General features: G+C 74.9%; 7 protein-coding genes. 6 read left to right on the top strand and 1 reads right to left on the bottom strand.

What is annotated here, in order from left to right:
• The first annotated feature begins 43 nt into the window (after positions 1-43).
• The 6 genes from recC to ACT54X_RS01055 all read left to right on the top strand — a co-directional run bounded on the left by recC (position 44) and on the right by ACT54X_RS01055 (position 13,876).
• Positions 44-3,679, top strand: a complete 3,636-nt coding sequence (recC, locus tag ACT54X_RS01080; protein ID WP_476344539.1) for an exodeoxyribonuclease V subunit gamma — start codon at positions 44-46, stop codon at positions 3,677-3,679.
• The gene (locus ACT54X_RS01075) at positions 3,676-7,836 is read left to right on the top strand and encodes a UvrD-helicase domain-containing protein (RefSeq protein ID WP_294366353.1); all 4,161 of its coding nucleotides are present in this window, start codon (positions 3,676-3,678) and stop codon (positions 7,834-7,836) included. Before recC ends, ACT54X_RS01075 begins: the two co-directional genes overlap by 4 nt.
• Entirely contained in the window at positions 7,833-10,106 is a 2,274-nt protein-coding gene (gene recD / locus ACT54X_RS01070; protein ID WP_476344537.1) for an exodeoxyribonuclease V subunit alpha, read from the top strand. Before ACT54X_RS01075 ends, recD begins: the two co-directional genes overlap by 4 nt.
• Before the next feature lie 161 nt (positions 10,107-10,267).
• On the top strand, positions 10,268-11,260 hold the full coding sequence (locus ACT54X_RS01065) for an alkaline phosphatase D family protein (RefSeq protein WP_294366350.1): 993 nt from the start codon (positions 10,268-10,270) through the stop codon (positions 11,258-11,260).
• Positions 11,257-11,979 (top strand): response regulator transcription factor, encoded by a 723-nt coding sequence (locus ACT54X_RS01060; protein ID WP_294366348.1) that lies wholly within the window; start codon positions 11,257-11,259, stop codon positions 11,977-11,979. Before ACT54X_RS01065 ends, ACT54X_RS01060 begins: the two co-directional genes overlap by 4 nt.
• Entirely contained in the window at positions 11,963-13,876 is a 1,914-nt protein-coding gene (locus ACT54X_RS01055; protein WP_294366347.1) for a sensor histidine kinase, read from the top strand. The genes ACT54X_RS01060 and ACT54X_RS01055 overlap by 17 nt, the downstream gene beginning before the upstream one ends.
• A gap of 49 nt (positions 13,877-13,925) precedes the next feature.
• On the opposite strand, the gene ACT54X_RS01050 is transcribed toward ACT54X_RS01055, so the two are convergent.
• A complete protein-coding gene (locus tag ACT54X_RS01050; RefSeq protein ID WP_294366769.1) occupies positions 13,926-15,338 on the bottom strand; it encodes an FAD-binding oxidoreductase in 1,413 nt (470 codons plus the stop codon).
• Between the last annotated feature and the right edge of the window lie 37 nt (positions 15,339-15,375).

The following is a 15,375-nucleotide window of genomic DNA, read 5'->3' as shown; positions in this document are numbered from 1 at the left end:
CCGCGCCTGCCCCGGCCGCTAACATGGCCGGCCGCTGCCCGCCATGACCGATTCCTTCGCCACGCCCCCCCTGCAGCCCGGCCTGATGGTCCTGCACGGCAACCGGCCGGAAGACCTGCGGCAGTTGCTCGTGGCCTGGCTGGCGCGGCATCCGCTCGCGCCGCTGGAGGACGAGGTGGTGCTGGTGCAGAGCAACGGCATCGCGCAGTGGCTCAAGCTGGCGCTGGCGGCCGATCCGGCCCGCGGCGGGCTGGGCATCACGGCGGCCTTCGACGTGCAGCTGCCGGCGCAGTTTCTGTGGCGGGCCTACCGCGCGGTGTTGGGCGCCGACACGGTGCCCGAGCGCTCGCCGCTGGACGAGGCGCCGCTCGCCTGGCGGCTGATGCGCCTGCTGCCTGCCCTCACCGCCCGCGCGGCCGAGACCGATCCGCGCTTCGCGCCGCTGGCCCGATTCCTGGCCCACGATCCCGAATCCCGCAAGTGCCACCAGCTGGCACTGCGGCTGGCCGACCTGTTCGACCAGTACCAGGTCTACCGCGCCGACTGGCTGCAGGACTGGGCCGCCGGCCGCGACCAGCTCCAGACGCTGCGCGGCGGCACCCGCCCGCTGCCCGAGGACCAGCACTGGCAGGCCCGCCTGTGGCGCGCCCTGCTCGACGATCTGGACGGCCGCGCACCGGCTGATGCGACGCAGGGCCTGGCGGGCAGCCGCGCCGGCGTGCACCAGCGCTTCATCGACACCCTGGCCGCGCACGAAGGCCCGCCCCCGGCGGGCCTGCCGCGGCGGGTGATCGTCTTCGGCATCTCCGCCCTGCCCGCGCAGACGCTGCAGGCGCTGGCGGCCCTGGCGCGGCACGCGCAGGTGATGCTCTTCGTGCACAACCCCTGCCGCCACCACTGGACCGACATCGTGGCCGACCAGGACCTGCTGCGCGGCGCCTACCGCCGTCAGGCGCGCCGCCCCGGCATGCCCGCCGTGCTGGACGAGGCCGCGCTGCACCAGCATGCCCATCCGCTGCTGGCCGCCTGGGGCAAGCAGGGCCGCGACTACCTGCACCTGATCGACGGCTTCGACGAACCCGACCGCTACCGCGGCGCCTGGGCCGGCATCGGCAGCGGCCGCATCGACCTCTTCAGCGATGACACGCCGCCCGAGCACAGCCTGCTGCGCCAGCTGCAGGACGACATCCTGGAGCTGCGCCCCCTGGCCGAGACCCGTGCCCGCTGGCCCGCCGTCGACCCGGCGCGCGACATCTCGCTGCGCTTCCACACCGCCCATTCGCCGCAGCGCGAGGTGGAAGTGCTGCACGACCAGCTGCTGGCCCGCTTCGACGCGGACCCCACGCTGCAGCCGCGCGACGTGATCGTGATGCTGCCGGACGTGGATGCCTACGCCCCCCATATCGAGGCCGTCTTCGGCCGGCTGACGCGCAGTGACCCGCGGCACATTCCCTTCACCGTCGCCGACCAGGGCCAGCGTGGGCGCGAGCCGCTGCTGGTGGCCCTCGAGGCGCTGCTGGCCCTGCCCGACAGCCGCTTCGCCGCCAGCGACGTGCTGGACCTGCTCGAAGTCCAGGCCGTGCGCGAACGCTTCGGCCTGGCCGAGGACGAGCTGCCCGTGCTCAAGCGCTGGATCGAAGGCGCCGGCGTGCGCTGGGGCCTGGATGCCGATCAGCGCGCGCAGCAGGGCCTGGGCGCCGCCGGCGAAGCGAACAGCTGGCGCTTCGGCCTGCAACGCATGCTGCTGGGCTATGCCGCTGGCGACGGTGAGGCCTTCGACGGCATCGCGCCCTTCGACGAAGTGGGCGGGCTGGACGCCGCCGCCCTCGGACCCTTGGCGGCGCTGCTGCGCGCCATGGAAGTCACGCTCGACACGCTGTCGCTGGAAGACACGCCCACCGTCTGGGCCGAACGCCTGCGCGCGCTGCTGCAGCGCTTCTTCGCGCCGGCCACGCCGCGCGAGCAGGTGCGCGTGCAGGAACTGCTGCAGGGCCTGGACCGCTGGCTGGACGACTGCGCCGCCGCCGGCTTCGACGAGAAGCTGCCGCTTTCGGTGGTGCGCGAGACCTGGCTGGGCCAGCTGGGCAGCGGCGGGCTGGCCCAGCGCTTCCTGTCGGGCGGCGTCAGCTTCTGCACGCTGATGCCCATGCGGGCCATTCCCTTCCGCGTGGTCTGCCTGCTGGGCATGAACGACGGCGACTTCCCGCGCCCGGTGATGCGCGCCGACTTCGACCTGATGAGGGACGACTGGCGCCCCGGCGACCGCTCGCGCCGCGACGACGACCGCTACCTGCTGCTGGAGGCGCTGCTGTCGGCGCGCGAGCAGCTCTACCTGAGCTGGATCGGCCGCGACGTGCGCGACCACAGCGCCCGCGCGCCCAGCGTGCTGGTGGGCCAGCTGCGCGATCACCTGGCCGCCGGCTGGCACTTGGCCGGCCACGAGCACGACCGCGACGCGCTGCTGGCCGCGCTGACCACCGAGCATCCGCTGCAGCCCTTCAGCCCGCGCTACTTCGCGCCCGAGGCGCCGCGCGCGCCGGCCGTGGACGGCCTCTACACCTATGGCCGCGAGTGGCAGGCGGCTCATTCCGCGCAACCGCCCGACCGCGACGAGCAGGCCCTCCCGCCCTGGCAGCCCGAGGAGCCCATCGCCCTGCGCCCGCTGGAGGACTTCCTGGCCCAGCCCATCGAGGCCTTCTTCGCCCAGCGCCTGCATGTGCGCTTCGGCCCCGGTGCGGACGGCAGCGAGGACGTGCTCGACGACGAGCTCTTCGCCCTGGGCGGCCTGGAGAACTGGGCGCTGGAGCAGCAGCTGCGCCAGGCCCTGCAGCCCTGGTGCGACGCGCAGCCCGGCCCGGCCGCCGTCCGGGCGGCGCTGGGCACGACGCTCGCGCAGCAGATCGACCGGCTGGCGAGCGAAGGCCGGCTGCCGCTGCAGGCCTTCGGCACGCTGGCCGGCCAGGGTCTGCGCCAGCGCGTGGCCCGCACCTTCGATCACTACCTCAAGGCCTGCGAGGCGTGGCCCGAGGTGGAGGCCGAGCCCGTGCTGCTGCACTGGCGGCATGCGGCCAGCGGCGTGGCGATCGAGGATGCCCTGCCGCCGCGGCGACTGGCCGCTGGCGGTGGTGCAGGTGCGGGTGGAGGCCCGGCATCCGGCTCCGCCACCGCCGAGCCCGCGCGCCTCGTGCTGGCCCAGGGCCGGCTGCACAAGGGCAAGGAGCTGTCGTGGCACCACGTGGTGCGCCACTGGCCGGCGCACCTGGCGCTCAACTGGGCGGCCGGCCCCACGCGCACCGTGCTGGTCAGTGAATCGGGCACCCTGGTGCTGCCGACGCTGACCCGGGCCGATGCGGACGAAGCGCTGGGTCAGCTCGTCGAGGCCTGGCTCGCCGGCCTGCGCCAGCCGCTGCCCCTGGCATGCCGCACCGGCTTCGCCGCGCTGGCCGAGGACATGGCCGGCAACGCTGCCCGCATGGCCTACGACGGCGGCATGCAGCGCCAGGGGGAGTGCGAGCGCCCTGCACTGGCCCGCGCCTATGCCGACTTCGCCGCCCTGGACAGCGCCCGCACCACCGGCGATGGCCGCGGCCTGTTCGACTGGGCCCAGGCGCTCTACGGCCCGCTGTGGCGACAAGTGCCCGCCGCACGCCGCGGCGCCACGAAGGAGGCCGAGTCGTGAACGCCACCCTCCCCGCCGTCCAGCCGCTGGACCCGCTGCGCTTCCCCCTGCACGGCCTGCGCCTCATCGAGGCCAGCGCCGGCACCGGCAAGACCTACACCATCGCCCTGCTCTACCTGCGCCTGGTGCTGGGCCATGGCGGGCCCGGCAGCGCCTTCGGCCGGCCGCTCACGCCGCCCGAGATCCTGGTCGTGACCTTCACCGAAGCCGCCACCCAGGAGCTGCGCGAGCGCATCCGCGCCCGGCTGGACGAGGCCGCGCGCGTCTTCGCCGGCGAGGCCGAGGCACCGGCCGGCGACGCGCTGGCCGCCCTGCTCGCCGACTACGCGCCCGAGGCCCGCCCCGGCTGCGCCCACCGCCTGCGCGTGGCCGCGCAGTGGATGGACGAATCGGCCATCGCCACCATCCACGGCTGGGCCTGGCGCATGCTGCGCGAGCACGCCATGGGCAGCGGCAGTCTGTTCGCCCAGACCCTGCAGACCGACCTGCAGGCGCTGCAGCAGCAGGTGCTGCACGACCACTGGCGGCGCCACTACTACCCGCTGGACGCCGCCGCCTCGCGTGCGCTGCTGGGCTGCTTCGCCAACCCCGAGGCCCTGTGGCAGGCCGTGCGCCCGCTGCTCGCGCAAGGCGATGCGCAGCTGCGGCTGCAAGGCAGCGCCTTCGACGGCCAAGCCGACGCGCTGGACGCCCTGCGCCAGTTGGGCCGCAGCATGGCCGAGGCCGACGCGTGGGAGAACGCCGCGCGCCAGGCCTGGCAGGCCGACCGCGCCACGCTGGAGCGCCTGTGGCACGACGCCCGCCCGCACCTCAACGGCAACAGCTACCGCGGCAAGGACGACGACGCCACCTTCGACGGCTGGCTGCAGGCGCTGGCCGACTGGAGCGCCGGTGCCGAGGCGCCCGACAACATCGCCCGCTTCGGCCGCGCAGGCGCCAAGCTCAAGAAGGGCCAGGCCCTGCCCGACCATCCCGCGCTGGACGCCATCGACGCTTGGCAGCAGGCGCAGGTCGCGGCCCAGCCCGCGGGCCTGCGTGCGCACCTGGCCGTGCATGCCGCCCGCGCCCTGCGCGAAGCCCTCGCGGCCGAGAAGCTGCGCCGCGCCGAACTGGGCTTCGACGACCTGCTGCTGCAGCTGGACCGCGCCCTGGCCGGCCCGGGCGGCGCGGCGCTGGCGGCGCGCATCCGCACCCGCTTTCCGCTGGCGCTGATCGACGAGTTCCAGGACACGGACCCGGTGCAGTACCGCATCTTCCGGCGCATCTATGGCGAAGCGGGGGATGGCGGCGACGGCAGTGGCCCAAGCGGTGGCGATGGCGAAAACGGAAGCGGCGCCGGGGCCGGCGACATGCACGGCGCCGGCCCTGCTGCCGCCCCCCGCACCGCCACCGGCCTGATCCTGATCGGCGACCCCAAGCAGGCCATCTACGCCTTCCGCGGCGCCGACATCCGCACCTACCTGCGCGCCCGGCGCGACACCGCCGCGCAGGCCGATGCGGCGGGTGGCGCCATCTATGCGCTGGACACCAACTTCCGCTCCACCACCGCCGTGGTGCAGGCCGTCAACCGCGTCTTCGCGCAGGCCAGCCGCCATCCGCGCGGGGCCTTCCGCTTCGCGCAGGCGGACGGCGACCCCGTGCCCTTCGTGCCGGTGCGCGCCCGCGGCCGGAGCGAGGCTTTGTGGCTCCAAGGCGCGCCCGCGGCCGCCCTCACCCTCTGGTCGCAGGAGCCCGAGCCCGACGCCGGCCGCGACAGCGTCGGCACCGCCGACTACCGCGCGCAGATGGCCGAAGTCTTCGCCAGCGCCGCCGTGCGCTGGCTGGCCGACACCGGCGAGGGCCGCAGCGGCTTCCGTCAGTCCGACGGCCGCTGGCAGCCGCTGCGGCCGGCCGACATCGCCGTGCTGGTGCGCAGCGGCACCGAGGCCGCCGCCATCCGCGGTGCGCTGGCCGCGCGCGGGCTGCGCAGCGTCTACCTGTCGGACCGCGAATCGGTCTTCGCCACGCCCGAGGCCCAGGACATGCTGCGCTGGCTGCGCGCCGCCGCGGAGCCGGGCGACGACCGGCTGCTGCGCACCGCCCTGGCCAGCCGCAGCCTGGGCCTGCCGCTGGCCGGACTGGCCCGATTGGAAGAGGACGAACTGGCCTGGGAAGAGACCGCCCTGCGCTGGCAGTCCTTCAACGCCTGCTGGCTGCGCCACGGCGTGCTGCCGATGGTGCATGCGCTGCTGCATGCCTACGACCTGCCCGCGCGCTGGCTGGCTGCGCCGGCTGGCAGGGCCGGCGCGCTGCCTGCCGAAGCGCCCGCAGGGATGGCGTCCGGGCCCGATGTGCGCCCCCAGCCTGACACGCGCAGCCCAACGCCCGTCGATGAGGCGGATGCGCCCGACGGCGCTGCACCCGCCGCGACCGCCCTCGGCGGCGAACGCCGGCTCACCAACGTGCTGCACCTGGCCGAATGGCTGCAACGCCGCGCCCTCGACCTGGACGGCCCGCATGCGCTGATCCGCGCCCTCGCCCAGCGCCTGGCCGAGCCGGGCGGCGAGGAAGAGATCCTGCGGCTGGAGAGCGACGCCGCCCTGCTCAAGGTCGTGACCATCCACAAGTCCAAGGGCCTGGAGTACCCGCTGGTGCTGCTGCCCTTCATCGCCGCCTGGCGCGAGGAGAAGGCCTCCGCCACCAGGTCCATCGGCTTCCACGACGCCGAGGCCGATGCCCGCGTGATCGAGCTGGACGGCAAGCACGAGGAGGCCGCCGCCCTGGCCGACGAGGAGCGGCTGGCCGAGGACATGCGGCTGCTCTACGTGGCGCTGACCCGCGCCCGGCATGCGCTGTGGCTGGGCGTGGCGCCCCTGTCGGCTGGCAGCGGCAGGAAGGTGGCGCTGGACCGCGGCGCGCTGGGGCAGGTATTGGGCGCTGGCGCGGCCATCGACAGCCTGGCGGGCTACCGGGCGGCGCTGCACACGCTGGCGGGCAATGCGGGCAATGCGGGCGACGCCGCCGCGACGACGGCAGCCGGAGCGTCCTCCGCGTCCGGGGTGGGCGGCGCATCCGGGGCAGCCCGGACAGCCACGCCCTCCGACGCATCCGCCGCGGCTGGCGCATCTGCCGCCTCCGGCCCGCCCACGCTCGTCATCGAACCCGCACCCTCCCCCGACGCCCGCATCTGGCGCCCACCCGTCCCGCCGCCACCCGGCACCGCCCGCACGCCGCTGCGCCACGGGCATGCGCCTTGGTGGATCGCCAGTTATTCCGCACTCGTGCAGCAACTGGGCGGCAGCGGCACCCTGGCGCAGGACGCCCCGGCGCCCGCCGCCGAGCCCGAGGACGCCCGCCAGGACCAGGCGCTGGAAGAAGCCATCGCGCCCGCCGACGTCGCGCCGGAGGAGCGTCCCGCCACCGCCCCGCGCGGCGGCAGCTGGCATGCCTTCCCGCAGGGCGCCGAGGCGGGCAGCTTCCTGCACGGCCTGCTCGACTGGTGCGCGCAGCAGGGCTTCGCCCGCGTGCTCGAAAGCCCCGAGGCCCTGCGCGACCTGATCGCCCGCCGTTGCACCGTGCGCGGCTGGGAGGCCTGGATCGAGCCGCTGTGCGACTGGCTGCCGCGCTGGCTGCGCACGCCCTGGCCGCTGCCCGATGCCGCACCCGCCACGCCGGCCGGCCTGGCGCGGCCGAAGTCCGAGATGGAGTTCTGGATGCCGGTGCACCGCGCCGACGCGCGCAGCATCGACGCGCTGGTGCAGCGCCACCTGCTGCCCGGCCAGCCCCGCCCACCGCTGCCACCCACGCAGCTGGCCGGCATGCTCAAGGGCTTCATGGACCTGGTCTTCGAACACGACGGCCGCTGGTGGGTGGCCGATTACAAGTCCAACTGGCTGGGCCCGGACGACGCGGCCTATGGCGATGCGGCGATCCAGGCCTCGCTGCTGGCCCATCGCTACGACGTGCAGGCTGCCCTCTACAGCCTGGCGCTGCACCGCCTGCTGCGCAGCCGCCTGCCGGGCTACGACCCCGACACGCACTTGGGCGGCGCGCTCACCGTCTACCTGCGCGGCGCCGATGCGCCCGGCCACGGCATCTGGGCCGTGCGGCCGCCGCGCGAACTGATCGAGGCACTCGACGCCCTGCTGCGCGGCCCCGAGGAAGGCGACGCCGAATGACCCGCCGCACCGACGCCACGCAGACCGCGCCCGTGACGCCCACCGCCGACCTCTTCGACGCCGAGCCCGCCGAAGCCGCCGCCGGGCAGCGGCGCGACGCCCTGCTGGCCGACCTGGACCGCTGGGTGCAGCAGGGCTGGCTGCGCGAGCTGGACCGCAGCTTCGCCCTCTTCTGCCGCGACCATGATCCCGAAGCCGGCGCCGAGCTGCTGCTGGCCGCCGCCCTGGCCAGCCACCAGCTCGGCCGCGGCCATGTCTGCCTGGACCTGCAGGCCACGCTGGCCGACGGCCGCCACAGCCTCTCGCTGCCGCCCGACACCGCCAGCGCCGCCGCGGTGGGCGACGGCCCGCAGCGCTGGCTGCAGCCGCTGCGCCTGGCCGCCTGGCGCGAGGCCCTGACCGCCAGCCGCCTGTGCGGCCGCGGCGACCCGGCCGAAGGCGCCACGCCGCTGGTGCTGCAGGGCCCGCGCCTGTACCTGCGGCGCTACTGGCAGTACGAGCAGCAGGTGCGCGCCCGCATCGAGGCCCGCCTGGCGCCCGCCCCCGTGGCACCGGCCGCGCGCATCCGCCCCGTGCTCGACCGGCTCTTCGGCGCCGGCGACGGCACGCCCGACTGGCAGAAGATGGCCTGCGCCCTCGCGCTGCGCCAGCGCTTCGCCGTCATCACCGGCGGGCCGGGCACCGGCAAGACCACCACCGTGGTGCGGCTGCTGGCGCTGCTGCAGTCGATGGCGATGCATGGGGGCGACGGGCGACAGCACGGCGCGGAAGCGGCGCCGGATACCGGTGCCCGTTCAGCCTCCGATGCGGGTGCCGGCACGCGCGGCATGCCGGGCGCCCCGGGCCGGCCGCTGCGCATCCAGCTGGCCGCACCCACCGGCAAGGCCGCCGCGCGGCTCACCGAGTCCATCCGCGGCGCCCTCGACCCGTTGCCCTGGCACCAGCTGCCCGGCGGCGCCGGCCTGCGAAGCCATGTGCCGGCCGAGGCCCGCACCCTGCACCGCCTGCTGGGCAGCCGCCCCGACACCCGCCGCCTGCGTCACCACGCAGGCCATCCGCTGCCGCTGGACGTGCTGGTGGTCGACGAGGCCTCCATGGTCGACCTGGAGATGATGGCCGCCCTGCTCGACGCCCTGCCCCCACAGGCCCGGCTGGTGCTGCTGGGCGACAAGGACCAGCTCGCCTCCGTCGAGGCCGGCGCGGTGCTGGGCGAACTGTGCAGCCGCGCCGAGGCCGGCCACTACGCCCCGGACACCCTCGCCTGGCTGCAGGCCGCCACCGGCCAGACGCCGCCCGCCGATCTGCAGGACCCGCGCGGGCAGCCGCTGGACCAGGCCATCGCCATGCTGCGCGTGAGCCGGCGCTTCCATGCCGGCAGCGGCATCGGCCGGCTGGCGACAGCCGTCAATGCGGGCCGGGCGGCCGAGGCGTTGGCGCTGTTCGACGACGGCCCCGCCGACCTGCGCCGCTGCCGCCTCAGCGCTGCGCCGGGTCATCTGGCGCAGGACGCCGCCCTGCGCGCCCTGCTGCTGGCCGACGACGGCATCGACGACACCTCGGCGGCGGGCGCGCAGCCCGACGGCCGGCAGCCTGTCGGTCCGGCCCACTGGCTGCGTCGCATCCACGAGGCGCGCCCCGACTCCGACGCGCCCCGCGCCGAATGGGACGCCTGGGCCGCGGCCCTGCTGCAGGCCAGCGGCCGCTTCCAGCTGCTGTGCGCGTTGCGCGAAGGTCCGTGGGGCGTGGCGGGCCTGAATGCCGCCATCGCCGAACTGCTGCACGCCGAAGGCTGGATCGCCGCCACCCAGGGCTGGTACGCCGGCCGGCCGGTGCTGGTCACCCGCAACGATTCGGCGCTGGGCCTGATGAACGGCGACGTGGGCCTGACGCTGCAGCTGCCCGCCCGCTTCGACGATGCCACCGGCCGACCGGTGCCCGAGGCCGGCACCGCGCTGCGCGTGGCCTTCGCCGCGGCCGACGGCTCGGGCGGCGTGCGCTGGACCCTGCCCGCGCGGCTGCAGGCCGTGGAGACCGTCTTCGCCATGACGGTGCACAAGTCGCAGGGCTCGGAGTTCGAGCACACCGCACTGCTGCTGCCGCCCACCGCCAGCCCGGTGCTCACGCGCGAGCTGGTCTACACCGGCATCACCCGTGCGCGGCGCTGGTTCACGCTGGTGGCGCCGGCCGGGCGTGGGCAGCGGGTGCTGGAGGCGGCCATCGGGCGCCAGGTGCTGCGTGCCAGCGGGCTGATGGCACCACCGGGCGGCTGAGAAGGCGCGGACACGCCGAGCGCGCCGGCGCCCTCGCACAGGCGGCCACCGTATCGGCTCCCTGGGTGGCCGATCTGGCCGCAGGTCCCCCATTCATGGGACGGCGGCCGGCGCTCCAGAATCGACACTCGCCGCGGTCCCATCCCCCCCGCGGAGCCCCCATGCCCACCCCCCTGAAGATCGCCTTCACCTCGTGCGCCGAGGCCACGCAGTTCCCCAGCCAGCCGGTGTGGACGCGCATCGCCGAAGCCCAGCCCGACCACCTGGTGCTGCTGGGCGACGCGGCCTACTACGACGTGCATGGGGCCGATACCGCCAGCGTCCAGGCCATGAGTGCCGAGCAGTTCGGCCGCCATGCCCACCGGCGCCTGCAGCAGCAGCTGGACTGCCCGGAGTTCCGGGCGCTGGTGGCCCAGGTGCCCACCTCCGCCATCTGGGACGACCACGACTTCCTCTGGAACAACGCCTGCGGCGCCGACCTCGCCGCCGATCCGCAGTGGCGCGACCATCTGGCCTATTCGCGCTGCCTGTTCAGCGCCTTCCGCGCGGCGCTGGCCGCCAGGCCGGGCCCGGGGCGCATGCCCCTCTTCGAGACCATCGACCACACCCGGCCGCCGCCCGCGCCCGGCTACCAGCGCGTGCCGCTGGCCGACGGCGTGGTGCTGCACCTCACCGACGGGCGCAGCTTCAAGGCCGGCAACGGCCACAAGGCGCTGCTGGGCCAGCCGCAGATGGCGGCGCTGATCGCGGGCTGCGCCGAGCCGCAGGCGATCCACATCGTCGCCTCGGGCGTGGTGTTCGAGCGCGACACCTGGCTGGCCAACAGCGCGGACCAGGGAGAGACCTGGGCCGACTGCCATCAGGAACACGACCAGTTGCTCGCCCTGGCGGCGCAGCGGCGCCTGCTGCTGCTCAGCGGCGACATCCATCGCAACGCCTTCCGCCGCTATCAGCGCTACGCGGGCGAGACCTGCCTGTTCGAGGCCACGGCCTCCGGCGCCGCCCTGCCCGCCTGGATGATGACCAGCCGCAATCCCACCACGCTTCACCACTGGGGCCTGGCGACGGTCCATGACGACCGCGTCGAGGTGGGCCTCTACCATTCGGGCGGCCTGGCCGAGCGCCACACCATCCCCCGCGACGACTGGCAATGATTACCCCACCGACGAGCACTTCCGGCAGGCCGGCCCGCGTCGCCCTGGTCGAGGACGATGCCGGCATGCGCCAGCGCATCGCCCATGCGGTGACGGGCGACGCCGGGCTGGCGCTGGTGTTCGAGGCCGCCACCGCGCAGCAGATCCTCGACTGGCTGCCCCGGCAGCCGCTGGACGTGCTGCTGGTGGACCTGGGCCTGCCCGACCGCCCGGGCCTGGAGGTGATCCGCGCCGCGCGCCGGCTGCAGCCCGACTGCGCGGTGATGGTCATCACCATCTTCGGCGACGAGGCCAACATGGTGCGGGCCTTCGAGGCGGGCGCCAGCGGCTACCTGCTCAAGGACGGCACCGAGCACGACCTGGGCCTGCACATCCGATCGCTGCGTGCGGGCGGCTCGCCCATGTCGCCCATCATTGCGCGGCAGCTGCTGCGGCGCTGGCAACAGACCGGCGGCACGGCCCTCCCGGGTGGGCGCGGCGCCGCGCCGGCCAGTCCGGCGCAGGCCGGTGCGGCGCCCGCGGCCGAGCGGCTGTCGCCGCGCGAATTCGAGGTGCTGGACCTCATCTCCCGCGGCTTCACCTATGCCGAGAGCGCCGCCCGCATCGGCGTGTCGGTCAGCACGGTGCAGACCCATGTGCGCAACATCTACGGCAAGCTGGACGTGCACAACAAGTCCGAGGCCGTCTACGAAGCCCGCAACCTTGGCCTGCTGCCCTGAGGATCCGCACGCCGGACGCATCCCCCGCGCGCGCCGGCTGGCGTGGCGCCTCGCCCTCCTGCTGCTGCCCGCCCTTCTGTGCGCGCCCGGGCCGGCCACCGCCGCACCCGCGGCCGAGCTGCTGACGCTGAACGCGGCCGAGGCGGTGGTGCGCGTGGCCGGCGAGCCGCCGCGCCCGGCCCGCGCCGTCCCCCTGCCCTTCCGCTGGGCCGACCAGTCGCCGCGCCAGGCCGGCGGCGCCACGCTGACGCTCGACCTGCCCGTCCCGGCTGCGGGCACGGAGGACCGCCTCCATGGCCTGCTCTTCGAAGCACTGGGCAACCAGGCCGCCATCTACGTGGACGACCGGCTCGTGGCGCGCTGGGGCCAGTTGGGCGACCCTGGCTTCGATGCCGGCCGGGGCCCGCGGCTGGTGCGGCTGCCCGCCGACCTCGTCGACGGCGCGGCCGCGCCCCTGCGCGTGCGGATCGAGCTGAGCTTCCAGCCGCAGCGCGGCGGCGGCGTCTCGGCGGTGCGCTGGGGACCACTGGCCCGGCTGGAGGCGCTGGAGGCCCAGGAGCGGCTGTGGCGCAATACGCTGTCGCTGGTGTATGCCACGGGTCTGCTGTTGATGGGCGGTCTGGCCGCGGGCCTCTGGTGGCGCCAGCGCGATCCGCTCTATGGCTGCTTCGGCGTGGCCGCGGTTGCCGGCGCACTGCGCAACTTCGACCAGAGCGGCCTGCAGATGCCGCTGCCCTGGCCCGAATGGGGCGCGCTCGTGGCCATGAGCTATGCGGTCCACATCGCCCTGCTCGCACGCTTCGTCACGCTCGCGCTGCGCCAGCCCTCGCCCCGGGTGCTGCAGCTGCTGAGCGCGATCCTGTGGGCCGCGGTGCTGCTGGCAGCCGCCTCCTTCGCGCTGCGCCGGCCGCTGCTGTGGACGGCCGCGCTGGCGCTGCTGTGCGGGGGCGGCATCCTGAGCCTCCCAGGCGTGGTGCGCGAAGCCGTGGCGGGCCGGCGCCCGACCGCCTATGCCCTGCTCGTCGCCGGGGTGCTGGCCATCGCAGCCGGGCTGCACGACCTGCTGCACGTGCGCATCGGCCTGGGCGGGGCGAGCTGGGTGCCGCTCACCCCGCATGCCATGTTCGGCTTCGTGCTGATCCTGGCCGGCATGGTGGTCGAGCGCTACAGCCGCTCGGTGCGCGAGTACCGCGACCTGGCTCGCTCGCTCGATGCGCGCGTGGCCGAGCGCGAGCGCCAGCTCACTGCCGCCATGGACGCGCTGCAGGCCGAGCGCGAGCAGCAGGCCGTGCTGCTGGAGCGACAGCGCCTGATGCGCGAGATCCACGACGGCGTCGGCTCGCAGCTGGTGGGCCTGCTCAACCTGGTGGGCCGCCCGGGCGCCGACCCGGCGTTGATGGAGGCGCAGGTCAAGCTGGCGCTGGACGAGTTGCGCGTGGCCGTCGATTCGCTTCAGCCGCTGGAAGGCGACCTCACCGTGGTGCTCGCCACGCTGCGCTACCGGCTGCAACCGCGCCTGGAGGCGGCCGGCCTGACGCTGGAATGGGAGGTCGACAGCCTGCCGCCGCGCGCCGACGTCACGCCGCAGACGGCCATGCAGATCCAGCGCATCCTGCTGGAGGGCTTCACCAACGTGCTGCGCCATGCGCAGGCGCGGCGCATCCGCCTCGAAGCGCACTGGCATGCCGGCCCGCCCGAGCGCATGGAGATCGTGCTGGCCGACGACGGCCGCGGCTTCGCGGCGGACGGTCCGCCCGCGGGCGGCCAGGGCCTGGCCAGCATGCGCAGCCGCGCCGCCGCCATCGGGGCCACGTTGGCCGTGACGTCGACGCCGGGGCAGGGCACCGCCGTGCGACTGGACTGGCCGGTACGGCGCGAGCCCAGCATGCGCCACTGAGCGTTGAACGCGCGCCAGGCAGACGGTCAGCGGGCCCCGGTCCCTGCGCTCAGAACACCTTCCCCGGATTCATCAACCCCAGCGGATCCAGCGCGGCCTTGATGGCGCGCATGGCGTCGAGTTCTTCGGGCGTGCGGCTGGCGCCCAGGTAGGGCTTCTTGTGCAGGCCGATGCCGTGCTCGGCCGAGACGCTGCCGGCAAAGCGGCCGACCATGCCGTAGACCAGCTGCTCCGCCGCCTCGGCATCGCCGCCGATGCTGGCGCCATCGATCGAGAGGTGCAGGTTGCTGTCGCCGATGTGGCCGAAGAAGACGCTGGTGTGGCCCGGCCAGCGCGCCTCCAGCGCGGCGCGGCATTCGTCGACGAAGCGGCCGATCTGCGCCATCGGCAGGCTGACGTCGAAGTTGACCGGCGGACGCAGGTTGGCCGGAAGCTCGGCGGTGGCCTCGCGGATCTTCCAGAAGGCCGCGGCCTGGGCCTGCGACTGGGCCAGGGCGGCATCGACCACCAGGCCGGCCTCCATGGCCTCGGCCAGGGCTTCTTCCACCTCGGCCTGCAGCGCGGCCTCGCTGCCGCCGTCCAGATCGACCAGGGCCATCAGAGGATGCTCCGTGTCGAAGGGCTCGCGCAGGTGCTGCCAGGCCATGGAGGCGGCCACGAAGTCGCGCCACATCAGCTCGAAGGCGGCGACGCCGCCGGCGAAGCGGGACTGCAGTCGGCCGAGCAGGGCGAGGGCGGCGTCGTAGTCGGGCAGGGCGGCCAGCAGCGTGGCACGCGCACGGGGTGCCGGATGCAGGCGGAAGAGGGCGCGGGTGATCACGCCCAGCGTGCCTTCCGCGCCGACGAAGAACTGCTTGAGGTCGTAGCCGGTGTTGTTCTTCTGCATGGGCCGCAGCATGGGCAGCACGCGGCCGTCGGGCAGCACGGCCTCCAGGCCCAGCAGCTGCTCGCGCATCATGCCGAACTGCAGCACGCCGTTGCCACCCGCGTTGGTGGCCAGGGCACCGCCCACCTGGGCCGAGCCGCGGGCGCCGAAGTCCACACCGAAGCGCAGGCCGGCTTCGGCAGCGGCCTCCTGCACGGCCTGGATGGTGACGCCGGCCTGGGCGGTGAGGGTGCGCGTGGCGGCATCGACCGACTCGATGGCGTTCATGCGTTCCAGCGACAGGGCGACCGCGCCTTCGACAGGCATGGCGGCGCCGGCCAGGCCGGTGAGGCCACCCTGGGGCACGACCGGCACGCGGTGCTCGGTACACAGGCGCAATGCGGCCGACACGGCCTCGGTGCTGCGCGGTCGCAGCAGGGCCAGCGGGCGCACGGGCGGCAGGCCGCTCCAATCGGCCAGGTGGCGGTCGGGCACGGCCTCGCCGGGCGTGACGGCGTCGGCGCCGAGGGCCTCGATCAGGGCGGCGAGGAAGGCCGGCGGAGCAGCGCGGCGGACGCCCGCCGGGCCGCCTGCCATGCCCTCGCCTGCGGCAAGCGTGCCCTGCGAGGCCGCC

Source organism: Pseudacidovorax sp. DMC4 (genome assembly GCF_056314265.1).
This window is presented reverse-complemented; position numbering and strand designations above follow the sequence as displayed.